Origin of the sequence: Gilliamella sp. B2887 (assembly GCF_026537015.1) — a bacterium.
GTDB lineage: Bacteria > Pseudomonadota > Gammaproteobacteria > Enterobacterales > Orbaceae > Gilliamella.
This window is the reverse complement of sequence record NZ_JAFNMX010000003.1, coordinates 208033-231205: the sequence shown is the minus strand read 5'-3', so window position 1 is coordinate 231205 and position 23173 is coordinate 208033. Positions and strand designations below refer to the sequence as shown.

Annotated in this window: 22 protein-coding genes; 7 read left to right on the top strand and 15 right to left on the bottom strand. The window is 32.2% G+C overall.

What is annotated here, in order from left to right:
* Positions 1–803: 803 nt before the first annotated feature.
* The 6 genes from J3U13_RS04480 to murA all read right to left on the bottom strand — a co-directional run bounded on the left by J3U13_RS04480 (position 804) and on the right by murA (position 6388).
* A complete protein-coding gene (locus J3U13_RS04480) occupies positions 804–1874 on the bottom strand; it encodes an acyltransferase family protein (protein ID WP_267340414.1) in 1071 nt (356 codons plus the stop codon).
* 147 nt (positions 1875–2021) lie between these two features.
* Positions 2022–2279 (bottom strand): GNAT family N-acetyltransferase, encoded by a 258-nt coding sequence (locus J3U13_RS04475; protein WP_267340413.1) that lies wholly within the window; start codon positions 2277–2279, stop codon positions 2022–2024.
* Positions 2280–2539: 260 nt separating this feature from the next.
* Complete coding sequence (pfkA, locus tag J3U13_RS04470; RefSeq protein ID WP_267340412.1) at positions 2540–3502, bottom strand: 6-phosphofructokinase; 963 nt, start codon at positions 3500–3502, stop codon at positions 2540–2542.
* Positions 3503–3595: 93 nt separating this feature from the next.
* Positions 3596–4492 carry a cation diffusion facilitator family transporter gene (locus J3U13_RS04465; RefSeq protein ID WP_267340411.1) on the bottom strand — a complete coding sequence of 299 codons (897 nt, stop codon included), beginning with the start codon at positions 4490–4492 and terminating at the stop codon, positions 3596–3598.
* An 11-nt stretch (positions 4493–4503) separates the two neighbouring features.
* A complete protein-coding gene (locus J3U13_RS04460; RefSeq protein ID WP_267340410.1) occupies positions 4504–5079 on the bottom strand; it encodes a DJ-1 family glyoxalase III in 576 nt (191 codons plus the stop codon).
* Between the two features lie 55 nt (positions 5080–5134).
* The gene (gene murA / locus J3U13_RS04455) at positions 5135–6388 is read right to left on the bottom strand and encodes a UDP-N-acetylglucosamine 1-carboxyvinyltransferase (RefSeq protein ID WP_267340409.1); all 1254 of its coding nucleotides are present in this window, start codon (positions 6386–6388) and stop codon (positions 5135–5137) included.
* A gap of 282 nt (positions 6389–6670) precedes the next feature.
* Between murA and J3U13_RS04450 the strand changes: the two genes are divergently transcribed.
* From J3U13_RS04450 to can, 4 genes are all read left to right on the top strand, one after another.
* Positions 6671–6868 (top strand): YbdD/YjiX family protein, encoded by a 198-nt coding sequence (locus J3U13_RS04450; RefSeq protein WP_267340407.1) that lies wholly within the window; start codon positions 6671–6673, stop codon positions 6866–6868.
* A gap of 16 nt (positions 6869–6884) precedes the next feature.
* Positions 6885–7925, top strand: a complete 1041-nt coding sequence (locus J3U13_RS04445) for a CobW family GTP-binding protein (RefSeq protein ID WP_267340406.1) — start codon at positions 6885–6887, stop codon at positions 7923–7925.
* Positions 7926–8136: 211 nt separating this feature from the next.
* Positions 8137–9195, top strand: coding sequence for an FAD-binding protein (locus J3U13_RS04440; RefSeq protein ID WP_267340405.1), 1059 nt, complete (start codon positions 8137–8139; stop codon positions 9193–9195).
* A gap of 57 nt (positions 9196–9252) precedes the next feature.
* Positions 9253–9918 carry a carbonate dehydratase gene (gene can, locus J3U13_RS04435; RefSeq protein WP_267340403.1) on the top strand — a complete coding sequence of 222 codons (666 nt, stop codon included), beginning with the start codon at positions 9253–9255 and terminating at the stop codon, positions 9916–9918.
* A gap of 10 nt (positions 9919–9928) precedes the next feature.
* Here the strand turns inward: can and nrdG are convergent, their stop codons facing one another.
* From nrdG to trxA, 5 genes are all read right to left on the bottom strand, one after another.
* The gene (gene nrdG, locus J3U13_RS04430) at positions 9929–10393 is read right to left on the bottom strand and encodes an anaerobic ribonucleoside-triphosphate reductase-activating protein (RefSeq protein WP_267340401.1); all 465 of its coding nucleotides are present in this window, start codon (positions 10391–10393) and stop codon (positions 9929–9931) included.
* Between the two features lie 17 nt (positions 10394–10410).
* Positions 10411–12546 (bottom strand): anaerobic ribonucleoside-triphosphate reductase, encoded by a 2136-nt coding sequence (nrdD, locus tag J3U13_RS04425; protein ID WP_267340400.1) that lies wholly within the window; start codon positions 12544–12546, stop codon positions 10411–10413.
* A 385-nt stretch (positions 12547–12931) separates the two neighbouring features.
* On the bottom strand, positions 12932–14347 hold the full coding sequence (gene gndA, locus J3U13_RS04420) for an NADP-dependent phosphogluconate dehydrogenase (protein WP_267340399.1): 1416 nt from the start codon (positions 14345–14347) through the stop codon (positions 12932–12934).
* 166 nt (positions 14348–14513) lie between these two features.
* Complete coding sequence (gene rho / locus J3U13_RS04415) at positions 14514–15776, bottom strand: transcription termination factor Rho (protein ID WP_065565045.1); 1263 nt, start codon at positions 15774–15776, stop codon at positions 14514–14516.
* Between the two features lie 347 nt (positions 15777–16123).
* Positions 16124–16450, bottom strand: coding sequence for a thioredoxin TrxA (gene trxA / locus J3U13_RS04410; protein ID WP_267340396.1), 327 nt, complete (start codon positions 16448–16450; stop codon positions 16124–16126).
* Between the two features lie 155 nt (positions 16451–16605).
* Between trxA and rhlB the strand changes: the two genes are divergently transcribed.
* The gene (rhlB, locus tag J3U13_RS04405; RefSeq protein WP_267340395.1) at positions 16606–17835 is read left to right on the top strand and encodes an ATP-dependent RNA helicase RhlB; all 1230 of its coding nucleotides are present in this window, start codon (positions 16606–16608) and stop codon (positions 17833–17835) included.
* Between the two features lie 124 nt (positions 17836–17959).
* Here rhlB and J3U13_RS04400 read toward each other — a convergent pair whose 3' ends face one another.
* Entirely contained in the window at positions 17960–18574 is a 615-nt protein-coding gene (locus tag J3U13_RS04400) for a TfoX/Sxy family protein (RefSeq protein WP_267340394.1), read from the bottom strand.
* 319 nt (positions 18575–18893) lie between these two features.
* On the opposite strand from J3U13_RS04400, the gene J3U13_RS04395 reads away from it, so the two are divergent.
* Positions 18894–19535, top strand: a complete 642-nt coding sequence (locus J3U13_RS04395; RefSeq protein ID WP_267340393.1) for a hypothetical protein — start codon at positions 18894–18896, stop codon at positions 19533–19535.
* A gap of 6 nt (positions 19536–19541) precedes the next feature.
* Here the strand turns inward: J3U13_RS04395 and glnB are convergent, their stop codons facing one another.
* Together glnB and J3U13_RS04385 are read right to left on the bottom strand one after the other, a co-directional pair.
* Positions 19542–19880 (bottom strand): nitrogen regulatory protein P-II, encoded by a 339-nt coding sequence (glnB, locus tag J3U13_RS04390; protein ID WP_267340391.1) that lies wholly within the window; start codon positions 19878–19880, stop codon positions 19542–19544.
* 22 nt (positions 19881–19902) lie between these two features.
* A complete protein-coding gene (locus J3U13_RS04385) occupies positions 19903–21510 on the bottom strand; it encodes an NAD+ synthase (RefSeq protein ID WP_267340390.1) in 1608 nt (535 codons plus the stop codon).
* A 119-nt stretch (positions 21511–21629) separates the two neighbouring features.
* On the opposite strand from J3U13_RS04385, the gene aroB reads away from it, so the two are divergent.
* On the top strand, positions 21630–22709 hold the full coding sequence (gene aroB / locus J3U13_RS04380) for a 3-dehydroquinate synthase (protein WP_267340389.1): 1080 nt from the start codon (positions 21630–21632) through the stop codon (positions 22707–22709).
* A gap of 167 nt (positions 22710–22876) precedes the next feature.
* On the opposite strand, the gene J3U13_RS04375 is transcribed toward aroB, so the two are convergent.
* The gene (locus J3U13_RS04375) at positions 22877–23056 is read right to left on the bottom strand and encodes a hypothetical protein (protein ID WP_267340388.1); all 180 of its coding nucleotides are present in this window, start codon (positions 23054–23056) and stop codon (positions 22877–22879) included.
* Positions 23057–23173 lie beyond the last annotated feature (117 nt).

The window sequence follows — 23173 nt, the reverse complement described above, 5'->3', positions numbered from 1 at the left end:
TCTTCAATTTAAAGTTTGATGCTCAATAACTGTCTCTGACATATTCAAATGAATCTTCAGTGTCACTTATCAAGACTTAATTTTTCAGTCCGTAGACTTTTAATCTTTCGTCTCGCAAGTGCCCACACAGATTGTCTGTTTCTTCTTTTTAAAGAGCTGACAGCTATTTATCTTTCACTAAACATTTTGTTATTCAGTTTGCTGTCTCAAGGGCTGCGTATACTACGCTACACCTTTTTATTCGTCAAGATCTTTTTTCAAAATTTTTGACCTTGCTCACTTACACCTGCTGTCTCTGTTTGTCGATGACGCCGTGTCAGTGGATGCGCATTATAGGCACTTTAAATTTTACTGCAAGTGTTTATTGCTATTTTTTTTCTGTTTGCGTTTTTTTTATCCTATTTCTTTTGTGGAATATTTTTAAGCTTGTTAAAATAAGAACAAATTAAATAATAAAAAACATGTTATTAGCCATCATAAACAAGTGAATTTTAAGTGGGACAAATTTGCAATTCTCGATATAACATAGTAGAACGAAAAAATTAGATGCCTATTAGTATTTTAATGTATGAAGTAGGAAAACATTCACTATAACTTCAATAATAGAGTCGTAATTATTTTTGAAAAGAATTAAGTTCCACCCATATGATAATCAGTGGGTGGTAATTTTTTACTGCTAATTTAAAAATAATATTTAATAAATCACAAATTCCATAGGGCTGGGAACCTAATGGACATACAATGATTCCAAATAAGCAAATTTATCTTAAAAACGATTAATTTTATAAGTTAATTAATCGACTTTAACGCATTCCTCCAATAAGATATTTTGCTTTATCTTTGAAAACTAATTTAATTATGTTAGCAATTATGGTACTAATCACTAAAGTTAATACTAAAAAAGTTACTGCTCCTAATGAGGCTAATTCACCATTACTTGTTTTAATAATATCACCTATTGGTGATATATAAAGTTGATACTCAAGCTCTAATACTATTATTTCATGAATAAAATAGATAGGAAAACTCACATTTGCCATATAGGAAAAGAATTTATAAATTTTTCCTTCATTTACTTTATGATTTAATCTATCTAAAAAATAGAGAGCTAGTATAAATAAAATAATTTTTTGCAAAGTATCAAAATAAAGATTCTGAATACCAAAGTAATTCATATAACGATATGCAAAAGGAACAAAAAAACATAAACCAAAAAGAAAGATAATTAATAACAAGTTATCTTTCACAGACTTCATAATAGTTTCATAATTTTGTTTAAGCATCATACCGACTAAATAAACGGGACCATAATGCAATAAATTTTGAAGAGGCTTAGTAAAATCAGGTTTAGTAAATATCACCACCCAAAACATAGCTATTAAACCAGTCACAATTAAATTCTTTTTTGACCAATAAAAAAAAAGTGGTCCCATTAGATATACAATAATTATCATTGGGATAAACCATAGGGGTAAAAGCTGCTCGCCAGTTAACATCATCCTAATTATTGAGCTGATAACGCTAGGTTCTGTTGATGAGTACCATGGTAATCCCGATAGATATTGATAGTGATAAAAGAAAAAACAAAAAATAGACACTGAAATATAAGGACATATAATTGTTTTAAATTTTGATAAATAGTATGTTTTAGTATCAAATTTGTATGTTAAATGTTGAAACAAAAAACCAGCAATCAATACAAAAAAGGTTGTGAAATTAAATGCAAACAAATTTAAAAAAGAAAATAAATAACTATTCGCAATTAGATTAGAGTTTTTAAATACACCTAAACAATGACTAAAAACAATCATAATAATTGCAACACCACGCAATACGTGAATAGAATAAATTTTTTGAGGTTTCGCAGATTCCATCTTAAAATCAAAATACTATGGTAATAAATATAGCGATACATTAGCACATATTCGAATAACTGGAACTAGCATTTATAAAAAATAATATTTAAAATAAGGCTTGACAATTTGATAATTGAAATATTTAAATTTTTTTAATAACTAGAATTAATTTTGTTCGTTTAATTTTTTAATAGCAAAAGAACAAATAGGAATAATTTTACGGTTTTCTTGTTGTAACTTTTTTACAACAAGATCTAATAATTTTTCAGCAATGCCTTGACCTCGATAATCAGGAGCTATATAAGTGTGATTAATAGTAGCTTGATTTTGTCCTAGACGAGTAAAAGTCATCTCGGCTATCTGTTGATGTTTTGCATCACAGACATAGAAACGATCAATATCTTCTAAATAACTTAATGACATAATCTCTTCCTGCTATTTAAACTATTTATTTGGGATCTGAAATTTAATAAATTGAGTAAAAAATAAATATTAACAATGTATCTATAAAATTATTATCAAACAAAAAAATTAAGTTTATTGATAGTATAAAGTCAGCTGAACATTAAAAAAATTAATGAGTGAATGATTGAAATATTGTTTTATCAATCATTCACTTATTAAACAATGCTTTCTTATTACTTATATTTATGCAGATTGTTTGATCGACATAATATTAATAACTAAAATAAACGTTTTGCAATATTATAAAGATCTACATCAAATGGGCGCTTCATATTATTAATAGCATCTATTATATCATGATGTACTAATTTGCCATTTTGAACGCCTACACTTCTTCCTGCATGACCTTGTAATAATAATTCAACAGCATAAGCACCCATACGTGAACCTAAAATACGATCATAAGGAACAGGAGTGCCACCTCGTTGAACATGACCTAATACTGTAGCACGAGTTTCATGGTGAACGGCTGCTTCTATATCAGCTGCAAGTTGATTTACGTCACACATATGCTCTGTAACGGTTACAATTGCATGTTTTTTACCTTTTGCAAAACCTAATTTAATTTCTTCAATTAAATCTTCTTTTGTATAAGACATTTCTGGAATAATCATGAATTCACAACCACCAGCAACTGCCGCATTTAATGTTAAATCACCGCAATCTCGCCCCATAATTTCAATCACAGATATTCGATGATGTGAAGAACAAGTATCACGCAATCTATCAATAGCTTCAACAGCAGTACTTAATGCTGTGAAATAACCAATCGTATAATCGGTTCCTCGAATATCATTATCAATGGTACCTGGTAAACCAATACATGGAAAACCTTCTTCTGTTAAACGCATGGCGCCCATATAAGAACCATCACCACCAATAACAACTAAAGCATCAATTTGATGTTTTTTCAAATTCTCAATAGCTTTTTGTCTTACTGTTTTATCTTTAAACTCTGGGAATCTGGCAGAACCTAAAAACGTACCACCACGAGTAATGATATCTGACACGCTAGAACGTTCTAACTGAGTAATTCGATCTTCACAAAGACCTAAATAACCATCATATACACCAAAAACTTCCAACCCTTCTGTTAAAGCAGTTCTAACCACACCTCGAATGGCTGCATTCATCCCTGGTGCATCACCACCACTAGTCAAAATACCTATTTTTTTTACCATAGAAAATAACTCCTAATAATTAACTTCTGATTATTATAGAGTCTTAACAGATTTCTAACAATAGATGATAAAAGGTATTTTTGGTGTTTTTTTCTACGACATTATTTCAATTGGTACAACCGAAATGGGATCTTGATGAATAATTACTGTCGCAGGAGAAAAGAGTTCAGCAATACGCTTTTCAATTGAATCCGCTATAGCGTGTGCTTTAACTAAAGGCATATTATCATCAAGTTCTATATGCAATTGAATGAATTTTATCGGACCTGCTTGCCTAGTTTTCAAATCATGAAAACCATGAACATTCGGATAGGATGCAACAATATTAGCAATCTTCTCGTTATCACTTTCTGGCAATGCTCTATCAAGTAAATCTTGTATAGCATTGTAAGCAATCTTATAAGCATTATAACAAATATATAAAGCAATCAAAAAAGCAAATGCAGCATCAGCAAAAGAAATTCCATACCAGCTTAAAAAGAGTGCAATGATGACAGTAATATTCATTAACATATCAGAAGAATAATGTAGCATATCAGCTTGAATTGCCTTACTTTGAGTTAGTTTCACAACATATCTTTGATATAAAACAAGTAAACAAGTAAATACCGCAGATATGGCTGAAACAATAATCCCCAACAATGGAGCTTGTAGCTCACTAGGATGAACAATAGATTTAATACTAGAAAGCAATAAAATTGTCGCTGAACCTATAATAAATGTACTTTGTGCCAGTGCTGCAAGTGATTCAGCTTTACCATGACCGAAAGTATGATCATCATCGGCAGGTTTCATAGCATAACGTACCAAAAAGAAATTAAGTCCTGAAGCAAGTAAATCAATACTTGAGTCTAATAATGACGCAAATAAACTTATTGAACCCGTTATCCAACAGGTAATAAATTTTAAGAAAATTAGAAAAATAGATGTTAAAACAGCAATCAATGTAGATCTTTTAACTAATTTATCGTACAAATGTGAATTTGACATTTGGTACCTTTTTATTGATAGGATTCAATCCCCAATGGAAGGACTAATTGCTGAGCAACCTCAGCTGCCTTTTTTCGCCCGACTAAAACATCAATAATTTTCAAAGCAAAATCTATTGATGTAGCAGGACCTTGACTCGTGATAACTTTATTTTGCTCATCAAAATATACTCTATCCGTTTTCCAAAGTTTAAATGCATCTTTTGTAGATGGGTAACCAGTCATATATGCCTTTGGAAATAAATTATGATGTTGTAAAACTATTGCTGGAGAAGCGCATATTGCCGCAATAACGCCGCCAACGTGATGAGTTTTTTTCAATATTTCGATTAATAACGTGCAATCTCGAAAATTTTCAGCTCCTTTAACCCCACCTGGTAAAATAACCACATCAAAATTCTCATATTGAACATCTGAAATCGTTTTTTGAGCTAAAATTGTTACTCCACGAGAACATTTAACTTCGCAACAATCTGAGATACTCGCAGTAATGACTTTAATACCTGCTCTGGTTAGTAAATCAATTGTTGTTACTGCTTCTGTTTCTTCGCAGCCATCTGATAAAAAGATCATCGCTTGTTTCATCATTATGGTACTCCTTTTAACCAATTAAGAATCTATTTAATTTTAATTATGATGAATTTTATTTTATTCTTTCAATATTGGCTCCTAAACTTCTTAGCTTTTCTTCAATATTGTCATAACCTCTATCAATATGGTAAATACGATCAACCATTGTAGAACCTTCTGCAATACAACCAGCTAACACTAAACTTGCCGATGCTCGTAAATCTGTCGCCATCACTTGTGTGCCACTCAGTTTTTCTACGCCATGTGTAATTAATGTATTACCTTCAATTTCTGCTCTAGCACCCATACGAATTAATTCTGGCACATGCATAAATCGATTTTCAAAAATTGTTTCTTTAATAATTCCAGTACCTTCAGCGACCATATTCAATAATGAAAATTGTGCTTGCATATCGGTAGGAAAACCTGGATGTGGCGCAGTATGAATATTTACAGCTTTTGCTCGTTTATTTTGCATATCTAAACAAATCCAATCTTCGCCAACTTCAATATCTGCACCTGCTTCTTTTAATTTTGATATAACGGCATCTAACAAGTTTGGATCAGTTTTGCGACAAGTAATTTTTCCTTTTGAAATAGCAGCGGCTACTAAAAAAGTTCCTGTCTCAATTCGATCTGAAACAATTTCATGCGTACCACCACCTAAATTTTTAACACCTTCAATTTCAATACGCATTGTTCCAGCACCTGTAATTTTTGCACCAAGCATATTTAAAAATTTAGCTGTATCAACAATTTCAGGCTCACATGCTGCATTTTCAATTATCGTTTTACCTTCGGCTAAAGTTGCAGCAGACATAATCGTCACTGTAGCACCTACACTCACTTTATCCATAACAATATGAGCTCCTTTCAATCGACCATCTACAGAAGCTTTAACATATCCTTCATCCAAAACAATTGTAGCACCTAATTGTTGAAGTCCAGTAATATGAAGATCAACAGGTCTTGCGCCAATTGCACAACCTCCAGGTAATGAAACCTGTCCTTGACCAAAACGAGCTACCAATGGTCCCAAAGCCCAAATGGAAGCACGCATTGTTTTCACTAATTCATAAGGTGCACAATAATTGTTAAGATGAGCAGCATTAAGCTGAACAGAACCATTACGTTGACATTTCACACCTAACTGGCTTAGTAATTCCAATGTAGTATCAATATCTTTCAACTTAGGTACATTTTTTAGTTCTACCGGCTTTTCAGCTAAGATGACCGCAAATAAAATAGGTAAAGCAGCATTTTTAGCGCCAGAAATAATCACTTCACCGTTTAAAGAAGTTGGACCTTTAAGGAGAAACTTTTCCATTATTAAACTCTAATAAATAATAAATTAGGCAATATTATAAAAGTTATTTAATAATATATAAATCAATTTAGTAAAAATATATTTAAATCATTAAAAGGGATTAGGATAGATTTCACACAATATTATTATCATTTTTATGTAATTTTATAAATTACTTCAAATCAATGATTGACTCAAGTTATATAGCGTCTTATATTGAAAAATGTTCTAATTATTAATATAGTTGATTAAGAGAAAATTAAAACTCTTAATGTTCTTTTTCAAAATAATAAGAGATAAAACATGTTTGATTCACTTACCAAAGCAGGAAAATATCTCGGTCAAGCTGCTAAGCTTATGGTCGGTATTCCTGATTACGATAACTATGTTCAACACATGAAACTAACCCATCCTGAACAAACACCTATGACTTACGAGGAATTTTTCAAAGAACGCCAAGATGCACGTTACAGTGGTAAAGGTGGATTTAAATGCTGTTAAAATTGAGAGATAGCAAATGAGCAACCCAATCATTCCGCATCCCCTACCTGTCACTTTACTAACAGGATTTCTCGGTTCGGGTAAAACGACATTAATTAATCATTTATTAGAGAATAATTGTAATGAAAAAATAATTATTATTGAAAATGAATTTGGTCAAGTAAACCTTGATAGCGATTTATTAAATGTCAATTGTGATATTCAAATTGTTGAGATGACAAATGGTTGTATCTGCTGTACCGTTCAAGGCGAACTTACGGATGCCCTTCATAAATTGCACGCACAGCGAACAGCTGGCAAATTAACATTTGATCGTCTTATTATTGAAACCACAGGACTTGCCGATCCAGCGCCAATTATTCAAACATTTTTTATTGATGGCTTGATTCGTGAAACAATTAAACTTGATGCGATTATTACCTTAGTCGATGCTCAACATATTTTGCAGCATCTAGAACAACACCGAGTAGTACTTTCACAAATTGGATTTGCTGATCGCATTATAATTACTAAAACTGATTGTGTAAGTGAAGAGCAAAAAAATGAAATTATTAATAGAATTAATAGAATTAATAATAAAGCAGCAATTGTTGTAGCAATAAATGGACAATTACCAAAATCACAATGGATTGACATTCATTCATTTGATTTAAATGACGATTTAATTATTAATAAAGGTTTTTTTGTTATCAATTCAATAAAAAATGTTGAAACAAGCTTTAAAATTCTCCCATTAGAGAAGCAACCTCAATCTTGGGAAGATAATATCTGCTCCTATCTTTTTGAAGCTGGCGAACTTGATTTGAAAAAGATAGGCTTATTTATGGAAAACTTGGTTGAACAATATGGTAATGACATGTTACGGTATAAAGGTGTATTAGCTATTAAAGACAACCCACAACGCTTGATTGTTCAAGGCGTGCATAAAATTGTTGGTTTCGATTATGGTTCTTCATGGCAAGATCCTTCTGAAAAAATATCTCGATTAGTAGTAATTAGTCGTATTTTGCCATTTGACGATTTGAATCAAGCATTTTTAAAAACTATTGCTGACTAAAAATTAATGCATATTTGTTTAACCCAATAAAAGATAACATCTATTTCATCGATTAATTCACTATCTATTTTATACTGAAATGTATAGTTAACCTGAAAGATCTTTACAAAATCCTAAATTAGAAACGGTATAACCATAATAGTCACTTTTTATTTTATATATGATAATATGACGGAATTTTTCAAATTTATTAAGTAAGTAATATAATAATATGGATTACGATATTGCAATCATTGGCCTAGGTCCTGCAGGTAGTACGTTAGCACGTTTACTTAACCCATCTTTTAAGATTATTGCTTTAGATAAAAAAGATCAAACTGGTGATAAAGGTTTTCATAAACCTTGTGGAGGATTATTGGCAAATGATGCTCAAAAATCTTTTGCTAGACAAAAATTAAATATTCCAACTGATATTTTAACCAACCCACAAATTTTCAGTGTCAAAACTATAGATTTACAAACTAAATTAGTTCGTAACTATCAACGTAGCTATATTAGTTTTGATAGACATAAGTTTGATCTATGGTTAAAGTCACTTATTCCTTCAACAGTTACAGTCTTACATAATACGCTGTGTAAAGAAGTAAGAAGAATCATTGATGGTTATCAAATTACTTTTGTCGATGAAAATGAGATTGAACATAATGTTACCTCTCGGTATGTAATTGGTTCTGATGGAGCAAATTCGATTGTTAGACGAATGCGCTATCCAAATCATTCCATTAGGCAATATGTAGCAATTCAACAATGGTTTATTGAAAAACATACAAATCCTTTTTATTCTTGTATTTTTGATAACCAATTAACTAATTGCTATGCTTGGAGTATGTCTAAAGATGGGTATTTTATACTTGGTGGAGCATTTCCCAAAAAAAATGCCAATAAATATTTTGAACAATTAAAACAAAAATTAACACAACAAGGCTTTATACTTAGCGAATCGGTGAAATCTGAAAAATGTCTAGTTATCTATCCTAATCGTTTCCGTGACTTTTATACTGGCAATGAAAATATATTCTTAATAGGTGAGGCGGCAGGATTTATCAGTGCAAGTTCTTTAGAGGGAATCAGCTACGCTCTTGACAGCGCTGAGATTTTAAGCAAAATATTAAACAGTGGTCAATCAAAACCAAATAAGCGATATTATCAAAAAACAATACCATTACGCCTTAAATTATATAGCAAAATTATTAAAGCCAAAATATTCACTACGCCAATTTGGCGAAAGCTGATTATGAAAAGTAAGATTCAACATATAAGAACGAATTAATTAATATTGAATTTATATCAATAAAATAACTCAATAATAAATACATAAGGAATTGTTGTGAAGTTTAGTGTTAACGATTTAATCCGTTTTAATCACGAATGGTCAGAAAAAATAGAACAAGAAGATCCCGAATTTTTTAAACAACTTGCTATTGCTCAAAATCCAAAATTTTTATGGATTGGTTGTTCAGATAGCCGAGTTCCTGCAGAAAAATTAATTAAGCTAAAACCCGGTGAGTTGTTTGTTCATCGAAATGTCGGTAATTTAGTTATCCATACAGATCTTAATTGTTTATCTGTTGTGCAATATGCCGTTGATGTGCTAAAAATTGAAGATATTATAGTGTGTGGACATTTAGGATGTGGCGGTATACGCACTGCAGTCGAAAATCCTGACATAGGATTAATTAATAATTGGTTGCTACATATTCGTGATTTATGGTTTCGTAATAGTTCGCTCATTGGTGAGTTTCCACCAAAAATCAGATTAGATATTTTATGTGAGCTTAATGTTATTGAACAAGTTTACAATTTAGGTCATTCAACAATTATTCAATCTGCATGGCAACGCGGACACAGAATAAATTTACACGGTTGGGTTTATGGTATTGATAATGGCAAAATTACTGATTTGCATATCACATCATCAAGTAGTGAAAATCTTGAGATTAATTATCGAGAAGCAATATCCTATCTTTTAAACTTACATAAGTCTCAACAATAATCTTAACGCTTTATTTAAAACGATAAATGATTTGATTGCTGCTTCCTCGCCATAATAGTCGAGGATCAGCTAGTTGTTGAATAAATTTACCATCAATTAGTACATCAATATAAGATATAACTTCTTGCTGTTCGGCATTGAGTTCATCAAGTTTATATCCAGTCCATAGCCAAATATCTTTGTTATCACATTCAGATTTAACACGTTTAACTAGTTTTAATATTGCTGGAACATTCTTTGGATGTAAAGGATCACCACCAGAAAGTGATAATCCTTGACGTTTTATTTCTGTATCTTGTAAATCTTTAATAATCTGATCTTCAAGTGATTGTGTAAACGGCGAACCTGAATGAATTCCCCATGTACTTTTGTTATAACAACCTGGACATTGATGTACACAGCCAGCAACAAAAAGTACACAGCGGGTCCCTTCCCCATTTACAACATCAACAGGATAATAGCGATGATAATTCATATTTTTTAAAACTATGATTAACCAATTTGACCATTATTTAGATGCTTAACTCGACGTTTTACTTCTTCTTGTTTTCCTGCATTAAATGGACGAGCATCAGGGCTACCTAAGTAACCACACACACGACGAGTCACAGAGACTTTAGAGGAATCATGATTACCACAACTTGGACAAACAAAGCCTTTACTGGTACAAGAGAATTCCCCCATATAACCACATTCATAACACTCATCAATTGGGGTATTGGTACCATAATAAGGTACTCGACTATAGCTATAATCCCAAACATCTTCTAATGCTTTAATATTATTTATCATATTAGGATATTCTCCATAACAGATAAATCCGCCACTTGCTACTGGTGGATAAGCTTTCTCAAACTCAATTTTTTCATATGGATTGACTTTTTTTTCAACATCAAGATGAAAACTATTAGTATAATAACCTTTATCAGTGACACCAGAAATGATGCCAAACTCGGCAGTATCGAGTCGACAAAAACGGTCACATAAATTTTCGCTTGGTGTACTATACAAACTAAAACCATAACCTGTCTCATCCTTCCATTGTTCTACTGCTTTACGTAAGTGTTTAACAATAGCAATACCTTTTTGACGTAATGTTTCATTATCAAATGGGTGCGTTTGATTACCATAAAGTGCATTTAAGGTTTCATGAATACCAATATAGCCCAATGAAATAGAAGCACGGCCATTTTTGAATATTTCAGACACACTATCATCTTCTTTTAATCGCACACCACAAGCTCCTTCCATATATAAAATAGGTGCTACACGAGCTTTAACACCTTCTAAACGAGCTATACGTGTCATTAAGGCTTTTTTGCATAGAGCTAAACGTTTATCTAAAATTTTCCAAAACTGCAATTCGTCGCCACGCGATTCAATTGCAATACGCGGAAGATTTAAACTAATTACTCCCAAGTTATTACGCCCATCATGAATTTTATGACCATCTTCTTCATAAACTCCTAAAAAGCTTCGACAACCCATTGGAGTTTTGAATGAACCAGTGACTTCAACAACTTTATCGTAATTTAGTATATCTGGATACATACGTTTGCTCGCACACTCTAATGCAAGTTGTTTAATGTCATAATTGATATCGTTTTTTTTATGATTAATTCCATCTTTAATTGCAAAAACTAATTTTGGAAAAACAGCCGTTTTATGATTTTTACCTAAACCTTTTATACGAACTTTGAGAATGGACTCTTGAATTAAACGTGACTCCCAGCTAGTTCCTAGACCGAAGCCGAAAGTAACGAACGGAGTTTGTCCATTAGCAGTATGTAACGTATTAACTTCATATTCTAAAGATTGAAAAGCATCATAACACTCTTTTTTAGTTCGACTTTCAGCATAAGCTTCTGGATTAGGTATATTCCATTCTTCAGCTACTTGTTTATGTTTTTGATAACTGATAGTGACAAATTTTGCTAAAATTTCATCAATACGATTTATAGTTGTTCCGCCATAAATATGACTAGCAACTTGAGCAATAATTTGTGCAGTTACTGCTGTAGCAGTCGCAATTGATTTTGGCGGTTCAATTTCAGCATTTCCCATTTTGAAGCCATTTGTTAACATGCCATCTAAATCAATTAGCATACAGTTAAACATTGGAAAAAATGGTGCATAATCAAGATCATGATAATGAATTTCACCACAATCATGGGCTTGCGAAATTTCTTTAGGTAATAGATATTGTTTTGCATAATGCTTTGCTACAATTCCCGCGAGCAAGTCGCGTTGTGTAGGAATAACCTTACTATCTTTATTAGCATTTTCATTTAATATTGCAACATTACTTTGTTCAATTAAACCACGAATATCTTGAGTTAAACGACTGCGTTGTTCACGCTCTCGATCACGATCATGTCTATACTCTATATAGGTTCTTGCTAACTTTTTATAAGGGCCTGACATTAGCTGATTTTCAACTGCATTTTGGATTTCATTAATATCAACACTTTCACGATCAGCCATTTGATTAGTAATATCTTGGGCAACAGCAGCACAATAATTAGGATCTTTAACATTAGCAGCAACTGCTGCCTTAATGATAGCATCTCTGATTCGATCTTCATTAAATGCGGTCTGATAACCATCACGTTTAATTACTACAGGCATATATACTCCTCAACATTCATTAATAAATAGCAGTTTGCATAAGATTTATATCAATATTAATACTCATGTTAATTGTAATGATTAAAACAATTGATTTTTTTATAAGAATATTAGACTTTATTTGATATAGATCGAGATTTTCACATTGCTAAGATAACACTATATATAGTAAATACAAATAAATTATACACCATATATTGTGTTTTTCCAGATTTTTTAGTAAATAATATTACTTGACAAAGCAAAGTTCAAGAACAACAAGTCTTTTTATGGATAACTTAAAAAATTTGAATGAATTTATTGGATGATAAGAAGACAATTTTTATAAGAGTGCGAGATAATCTTGCACTCTTTTAGCAACTGTTATTACTTAGATTAAAAATAATTATGACTCAATATTGAGCCAATCGGTATGAAAAATACCCTCTTTATCAATACGTTGATAAGTGTGAGCACCAAAATAATCTCGCTGTGCTTGAATTAAATTAGCGGGTAATACTGCTGAACGATAACTATCATAATAAGCTATAGCTGCCGAAAGCGTTGGCACAGCAATACCCTGTTGAATAGCTAAAGAGACAACATCACGCAATGACTGTTGATAAACTTCAACAGTGTGATTGAAATAAGGTGCTAATAATAAATTATCAATCTGATTATTATTAGCATAGGCATCAGTAATTTTTTGCAAGAATTGCGCACGAATAATACATCCAGCTCTGAAGATTTTAGCTATCTCTCCATAATTTAAATCCCAGTGATATTTATGAGATGCAGCCTTTAACTGTGCAAATCCTTGAGCATAAGAAATAATTTTACCCATATAAAGTGCTTTACGCACTTTTTCTATCAATTCTTTCTTGTCACCAGCATAAGGATCGTGTTTAGGACCTGTTAATACTTTTGATGCAGCCATACGTTGATCTTTGATTGCAGAAAGATAACGAGCAAATACCGATTCAGTTATCAATGATAAAGGTTCCCCAAGATCTAAGGCACTTTGACTCGTCCATTTACCCGTACCTTTATTACCCGCTGCATCTAAAATCACATCAATAAGATAATTACCATCCTCATCTTTAAATTTAAAAATATCAGCTGTGATCTCAATTAAATAGCTATTTAACTCACCTTCATTCCAATCACAAAAAACGTTAGCTAGCTCATCATTAGTTAAACCTACAACATGTTTTAGAACTGAATAACTTTCAGCTATAAGTTGCATATCACCATATTCAATACCATTATGTGCCATTTTCACATAATGACCTGCGCCATTTGGACCAATATAAGCCACACATGGTTCTCCATTAGCTTTAGCAGCTATTTTTTCTAATATCGGTGCAACTAATGCATATGCTTCTTTTTGACCTCCAGGCATAATTGAAGGACCTTTTAATGCACCTTCTTCACCACCAGAAACACCTGCACCAATAAAGTTAAAACCTTCATCAGATAACACTTTATTTCGGCGAATAGTATCTTCAAAATACGCATTACCACCATCAATAATAATATCACCTTTATCTAATAGCGGTCGTAGCTCATTAATAACGGCATCTGTTCCCTTACCAGCTTGAACCATAATAAGGATACGGCGAGGTTTTTCTAAAGAATTTACAAAATCTTCAATAGTGAAGTAAGGAACCAATTGCTTATCAGAATGCTCTGCCATTACTTGTTCTGTTTTATCTTTAGAGCGATTATAGATAGCAACAGAAAATCCACGACTTTCAATATTGAGCGCAAGGTTACGCCCCATAACTGCCATTCCAATAACACCGATTTGTTGTTTAGACATGATTTGGCTCCTATATTAAATCTATATATCACCTTAAATATTAAGGCTTTTTAACAATACCTAAAAATTATTTAAATTACGCTATATTTTGCCACAAAAAAACCGTATCAGAATATAATACGGCTTTTTTGGCAACTTTAATTATACTGAGTTCTAATTACGCAAATCATGAACGTTTCATCATTTCAAAAAACTCATCATTCGTTTTAGTCATGGCAAGTTTATCAATTAAAAACTCCATCGCGTCAATTTCACCCATTGGGTTAAGAATTTTGCGCAAAATCCACATTTTCTGCAATTCATCTGGTGAAGTCATTAAATCTTCTTTACGAGTGCCAGAGCGATTAAAGTCAATTGCAGGAAATACACGTCGTTCTGCTATTTTACGAGATAAGTGCACTTCCATATTACCGGTACCTTTAAACTCTTCGTAAATAACTTCATCCATTTTTGAACCAGTATCAATTAGCGCAGTTGCAATAATAGTTAAACTACCACCTTCTTCTACATTACGTGCGGCACCAAAAAAACGTTTTGGTCGATGTAATGCATTTGCATCTACACCACCAGTTAATACTTTACCGGATGATGGTACAACCGTATTATAAGCACGAGCTAGACGAGTAATCGAATCGAGTAAAATAATGACATCTTTTTTATGTTCTACTAAACGTTTAGCTCGTTCAATGACCATTTCCGCAACTTGAACATGTCTTGCAGCAGGTTCATCAAAGGTTGATGCAACAACTTCGCCTTTTACCAGACGTTGCATTTCAGTAACTTCTTCTGGACGTTCATCAATCATCAAGACTACAAGTTCACACTCAGGATGATTTACCGCCAAACTTTGTGCAATATTCTGCAGAAGCATGGTTTTACCTGCTTTTGGAGGTGCTACAATCAAACCACGCTGACCTTTACCAATAGGTGAAGCTAAATCAAGTACTCTGGCAGTAATATCTTCGGTAGAACCATTACCGCGTTCCATACGTAATCGAGAGTTTGGATGAAGTGGGGTTAAGTTTTCAAAGAGGATTTTGTTGCGAGCATCTTCAGGTTTATCATGATTAACTTCGTTAACTTTAAGCAAGGCAAAATAACGTTCGCCTTCTTTTGGTGGTCTGATTTTACCCGCAATCGTATCACCTGTTCTTAAATTAAATCGCCTAATTTGACTTGGCGATACATAAATATCGTCAGGCCCAGCTAAATATGAGCTATCGGCAGAACGTAAAAAACCAAACCCATCTTGCAAAATTTCAAGTACGCCATCGCCAAAAATATCTTCTCCACTTTTAGCATGCTGCTTTAAAATCGCAAAAATAATGTCTTGTTTTCTAAGACGAGCAAGATTTTCAAGACCCATTGTTTTTTCACCAAGCGTTACAAGCTCGGAGACAGAAGTGTTTTTTAATTCAGTTAAATTCATAATTTTAAAAATTCTTGAGGATAAAATTGATATGTTTGCAATTACCGCTATTTTTTGTATATTTCTTTTAATTTACTTATAAAAAACCTCTTTCTGGCAATAAACAAACGCAATCAATTATTAATTTTTGATGATAATATGCGCTTAGATATAAACTATTCACCCACTTAATCAATAAAAACAATGGATTGCAGAAAGGAGTTCTTGTAAGAGGTTAGCAATGTACACTAAAAAAGGTACTATGTCTATACTTAATTATAGTTAATGTATAGAGATATATGTATTTAAAATGAAATAATAAGAGTAATTTTATTACTCTTATTATTTGTAATAACTAATTAACACAATTAAAGTTGGTCATCAATAAAGCTTTTAAGTTGTGCTTTAGTTAAGGCTCCCACTTGTGTTGCAACAACTTTACCATGTTTGAAAATTAATAGTGTAGGAATTCCACGTATATTAAATTTAGGGGCAATGTTGGGATTTTCCTCAATATTTACTTTAGCAAAAATCATTTCATTACTATATTCTTCTGCGATTTCTTCTAAAATTGGTGCTATCATTTTACAAGGTCCACACCATTCAGCCCAAAAATCAACCAATATCGGTTTTTCAGCATCATTGATTTGTTTGTCAAATGTCGCTTCAGAAAGTGTAACAATATTATTACTCATTTGTTTATCCCCCAATAAATATTTTATATTTATAATATTAATAAATTTTCTATTTTTCCACTAGTAATTAGTATAATAGGGCATAATTATTAGTGATGTCTGTATGACTAATATGCTATAATTCTCAAACTTTGATAATTACATTTGAAACCATAATGATTCCATCTTATCTTACCAAAACAACTTTTAGTCAATTTCCATTACATCCTTTAGTAATAAAAGCACTTGATAAGAAAGGCTTTACTTATTGTACGCCAATTCAAGAACAAACATTACCGTTAACAACAAATGGAGTTGATATAGCTGGGCAAGGACAGACAGGAACAGGTAAAACTATTGCTTTTTTAGCCTCAACTTTTAATCATTTATTAAATCATGAACCATTAGCGGATCATAAAGCAAATCAACCTAGAGCAATTATTATAGCTCCAACTAGAGAGCTTGTGGTACAAATTTATCATGATGCAGAAGTATTATCTGAAGAAACAGGTCTTAAGTTAGGGCTAGCTTTCGGCGGTGATGGCTATGATAAACAGTTAAAAATGTTATCAGCTGGCGTAGATATTTTAATCGCTACCACAGGTCGTTTAATCGACTATGCTAAACAAAATTATATAAATTTAGAAGCAATACAGGTTGCCGTTTTGGATGAGGCTGATCGTATGTTTGATTTAGGATTTATCCGTGATGTACGCTGGATTTTTAAACATATGTCTTCCCCTTCAAAACGATTGACTATGTTATTTTCAGCAACATTAACACATAACGTACGTGAATTAGCTTTTGAGCACATGAATAATCCACAATACGTTGAGGTTGAACCTGAACAAAAAATTGGTCATCGAATCAAAGAAGAACTATTTTTTCCATCCAATGAAGACAAACTTGCCCTACTACAGACACTTATTGAAGAAGAATGGCCTGATCGCTGCATTGTATTTGCCAATACTAAAGTCACCTGTGAAAAAATATGGCGACATTTAATTGCAGACGGTCATCGTGTGGGACTATTAACAGGTGATATTGCTCAGAAAAAACGTTTGTCAATTTTAGAACAGTTTACTCGTGGAGATCTAGATATTTTAGTTGCAACGGATGTTGCTGCGCGTGGTTTACATATTCCTGATGTTACCCATGTTTTTAATTATGATCTACCTGATGATTGTGATGACTACCGTCATAGAATTGGAAGAACAGGGCGTGCAGGGGCTGAAGGTTACTCAATTTCACTTGCTTGTGAACGTTATTCTCAAAATTTACCAGCAATTGAAAAAGCAATTGATCATACTATTCCAGTTAGTCAATATGATCCATCTGCATTATTAGTTGACTTACCAATACCAAAAACGTTTAAACGTACTCCACGTAGAAGATCATCCACATAACATAATAATATAAACTTTGTAATATTATTATAAGCAATATACAGTTATCTTAAAAAATCAGTCATAATTAAGATAACTGTTATCAAAATTAATATATTTATTTAACTTATAGATTAATAAATAATTAATTTTTATTTTTGTTTTTTAAAAAATCTTCATAGGCTAATTCAATCTGTTTTTTAGTTGCCTTAGATAACGATGCAACATGGCGTTGATTCAATGAGCCAAATAAAATAAATAAAACATTACCTGAAATACGAGAGTTTTTATTTTTTATCCTATGATATGCTTCTAAATATCCTACTCTATAAAATATTTCTATATTGGTAATACCAACACTAAATAGTAACTTTTCTAATGATAATGTTATATTGGGAAGTGTTTTAATTCGCTGATTTTTTAGCTTAATTTTCTCACTCTGTTCTAACTGAGCATATTTAATAACCATTTTAACCATGGAATGAAAAGTTTGTGTATCTTCAAATAATTCATCACTTACCTTGTAATAATCTAATGATTTTGTCAAAATCCCTGAAGGTAAGGTTAAAGTTGTCATGCCCATATCAATAAAAATCGAGCGATAATGTGAATGACCTCTTAAATAAAACTCTTGTTCACCAATCCATCCGAACATTACTCCTTTGCTATTAATACTAAAACCCCCAAAAAATGTTTTGATTGAAATATTATCAAAGGAAGATAAATCCTTCAGGATTTTATTTGCAAATGTTGAACTCATAATTTATCTCCACTTAACTTAATTAATTTAATAACATAGATAACTTACTGCTTAAATTAAGTTATAGTAAATAGTTTAATAATAAAACTGTTTTTTTTATAAATTCATAATTCTGGGATCTATCTTCCATAAATAAACATAAATGAGATTAATACTTGATAAAATAAATTTTTATCTTTCTAATATTCGTTTCAAAAATAAAACTAATTATAAATAAACAAATCTTAATAATTCTTTAAAAAGAAAAGATACTTTAACATTGTTATTATGTTGTAAAAATTATACAATCAACACACTATGAATTATATGGTTTCAATTATTGTCAATTCACATTAACATGATCAAAATTGCTGTTATTTTGTTTGTTTTGTTTTGTTCATCTGCTGCAACTGCAGATAAACTTGCATTAATACAATCATTGACTCTTTGTAATCCTAATTTTTTCAAAGAAGTTTATGCTAACAAAAGTGAATTGCAAAAATATACAGAGATCCAAACTTTTGATAAGAATAAAGCTTATATTTCTGTCGAAAATCGTACAGATACCAATAAAAACTATACTTATTTCAAAATTCCTATGATTTATAAAAATTTAACAATTAAAGGTTACTATGATAGTGCCATGGATCTAGGAAAAATGGGAAAATATTATTTTTGGGGCTTTATTATTGATAATGATATTAACCAAATTAAAGATGCATTAAATTTCATTGATTGGAAAAATATGGAAGACAATTTACTTTATATTGCTAATCCGATGATTCGTAATATTAACGATGAAATACATGTGTGGAATGAAAATACCGGTACGGTAGTAGGTGTAAAAACCATTCCTGCACCGGATACAACTGAAAAGTTGTTATTACTTGAAAAAGGCGCAAATATGAATCTGTTAATTTGTTCAATTCAAGGCATTGTAACAGTAGAATTACTAAAACAAGAACGCCCTGATATCAAATAAATTTAACTAAATTGCTGAATCATCCGTTTCACCGGTACGAATACGAATAACTTGCTCGACATTATAAACAAAAATTTTACCATCACCGATTTTGCCAGTCTGTGCAGTTTTCATAATGGTTTCGATACACATTTCTAAAATATCGTCAGAAACTACTAGCTCAATTTTTACTTTAGGTAAAAAATCCACCATATATTCAGCTCCACGATAAAGTTCTGTATGCCCTTTTTGACGACCAAAACCTTTAACTTCAGTGACGGTCATACCTGTTATACCCTGATCGGCTAACGCTTCTCGAATATCATCTAATTTGAATGGTTTGATAATAGCTTCAATTTTTTTCATACTTATTTTCCTCAATTCGAGATCACCAATTTTTAAATCCAAATGCAGATGTTATTGGATAACGTCTGCCTTTTCCAAAATTACGCATTGTGATTTTTGGACCGACAGCTGATTGACGCCTTTTATACTCATTAATATCAACTAATTTAATAACACGCCTTACTGTAATTTCATCATAACCTTGCTCAATAAGCTGTTCAACGGAAAAATCTTGTTCAACATAACCTTTCAATATTCCATCTAAAATATCATATGGTGGTAAACTATCTTGGTCTTTTTGATCTGGAGCTAATTCAGCTGAAGGAGGGCGAGTAATTACTCTTTCAGGAATAACATACGAGCGAGTATTTCGATATTTTGATAATGCAAACACCATTGTTTTAGGTACATCTTTAAGTACATCAAAGCCGCCGGCCATATCTCCATAAAGCGTAGCATAACCCACTGACATTTCGCTTTTATTACCCGTTGTTAATACTAGGCGTCGTCGTTTATTGGACAAAGCCATTAAAATAACGCCACGGCAACGTGCTTGCAAATTTTCTTCTGTAGTATCTTTTTGTGTACCGGAAAACATGGGTTTTAAAGATGACATAAACGCATCAAACATCGGTTCAATCGAAACAATATCAAATTCCACACCTAATAATTCAGCTTCTTCTTTAGCATCAGCAATACTAATATCAGCCGTATAACGGAATGGCATCATAACAGCCTGCACTTTATCTTTACCTAATGCATCAACCGCAATAGCTAGTGTTAACGCTGAATCAATGCCCCCAGAAAGACCTAATACTGCGCCTTGAAAACCATTTTTGGTAATGTAATCACGTGTTGCAAGAACCAATGCATCATATATCGACGCTAAAAGAAGATTTTTATCTTCAGCAATGGTAGTTTGGTTAGTAGGTACACCTAATTCAAAACAAGTAATTTGCTCAACAAAAGATTTTAGTTGGCAAACAATATCACCGTATTGATTACAAACAAAAGAACTGCCATCAAAGATAAGTTCATCTTGACCACCAACTTGATTAACATAAACAATGGGTAATCGGGTTCTAATGGCATGATCTTTGATTAAAGCTTGTCGTCGCTGTTGTTTTTCATAATCATAAGGAGAAGCATTAATAGTGATTACCAAATCTGCATTCTGAGCACTAATTTGATCGATAGGCTGATCTTGCCAAAGATCTTCACAGATTAATAACCCAATTTTTTTACCTTTAAATTCGACAATACAGCTCTGATTATCGGAAGTAAAATAACGCTTCTCATCAAAAACATCATAATTAGGTAGTAGTTGTTTGTGATATCGGGTTAATAACTTTTCTTCATAAAAAAAAGATAATGCATTAAAGATATGTCCATCTTGCCAATGTGGATGACCGACAATTACAGCACAATCGACACTCGCCTGCTGGACTAAAGATAGCGCTTTCTGACACCGATCTTTAAAATCAGCACGATAAATTAAATCTTCGGGCGGATAACCGCAGATAGCAAGCTCTGAAAAAATAATAAGGTCATTCGATGAATGGCTATGTATCAACTCAACAATTTGTTGAGTATTACCTTCTATATCGCCAACACACCAATTCATTTGTGCTAAAACAATAGATAAAGACATATAAAATTCAAAATCTCAAATAAAATTGGCGTTAAGTTTAAATGATTCTAAGTTGCGCTGCCACTTTTTTATCGTTAACATGAAGTAATAAATTAGCTTTGACTTGACTGGAAATTATTATGCAAAAAATCTTAAATGTGGCACTAGCCAAACGTAGTTATCCTATAATTATTGGCGAAAATCTACTAAATGAATTCCACCATTTTAATCTTCAGGCAGGTCAACGTGTGTTAATTGCTACCAATGAAACTATTGCCCCACTTTATTTACAATCATTAATTGATATGCTAGGAAAACATGGTGTGAAAACCGACTCCATCATTGTTCCAGATGGGGAAAAATATAAAACCATAGAAACATGGAATACTATTTTAACCGCTTTGCTTGCTAATAATCATACGCGTAACAGTATCCTAATTGCATTAGGAGGTGGTGTAATCGGTGATGTTGTAGGTTTTGCTGCATCTGCTTACCAACGAGGAATAAAGTTTATTCAAGTTCCTACAACACTGTTATCGCAAGTTGATTCTTCGGTTGGCGGCAAAACAGCGATTAACCATCCATTAGGTAAAAATATGATTGGCGCCTTTTATCAACCTCAATCCGTTGTTATTGATCTTAATTGCTTAAAAACCTTACCACAACGTGAATTTTCCTCAGGTCTGGCCGAAGTCATAAAATATGGTATTATTTTAGATGCAGACTTCTTTAATTGGTTGGAAATATATATTGAAGACTTACTCAATCTAGATCTTAAAGCGCTCAGTTACTGTATTTATCGCTGTTGCCAACTCAAAGCCCAAATAGTTGCAGCTGATGAAACTGAACAAGATATGCGTGCAATATTAAACCTAGGACACACTTATGGGCATGCAATTGAGGCTGAACTTGGATATGGTAATTGGTTACATGGTGAAGCTGTCAGCGTTGGTATACTTATGGCAGCTCAAACCGCCAAATTATTAAATAAGTTAACAGATACCGAAATTGATCGTATAAAAAACTTATTGATTAAAGCTAAACTACCAGTAATAAGACCCACACAAATGTCCATAGAATCATATCTTCCACATATGATGCGCGACAAAAAAGTTCTATCAGGGCAATTACGCCTAGTGATTCCCACAAAAATTGGTCATGCTGAAATTATTGATGGAATTGAAAAAGAAATGGTGTTTAAATCGATACAGCAAGTTTAAATTGCTATTTTTAATATTAGACATTATTTATAAAATAAAAGGTGTTATACAGGACACCTTTTATTTTTACCCTCTTATTTTTAATCTGTTTATAAATCAGATCGAATACTACACCCAACAACACAACCGCAATTGCAATATAAAATGCTTTAGTATAATTTCCACCATTATTGACCAATAATATCAGCAATAATAGTACCTAATGCAAACCCACGTTTCTCTTTGAAAAATTTAATTTTATTGCTTAAGCAGCCTAAATAAGCTAACCCTTGTTCAAAACCACTTAGTATCATAGGAATTGGTCCAACAGCAGAATTTATGCCAACTGCAACCATAAAATTAGACATACTCCAAATTTTCTCAATACATAAAGTTCCTGTAGAAACATTAAAAGTATATAGCACCAGTACAAAGCAATATTGATGTTGATGCAACTTGAACAATCTATCTATTAATATAATACT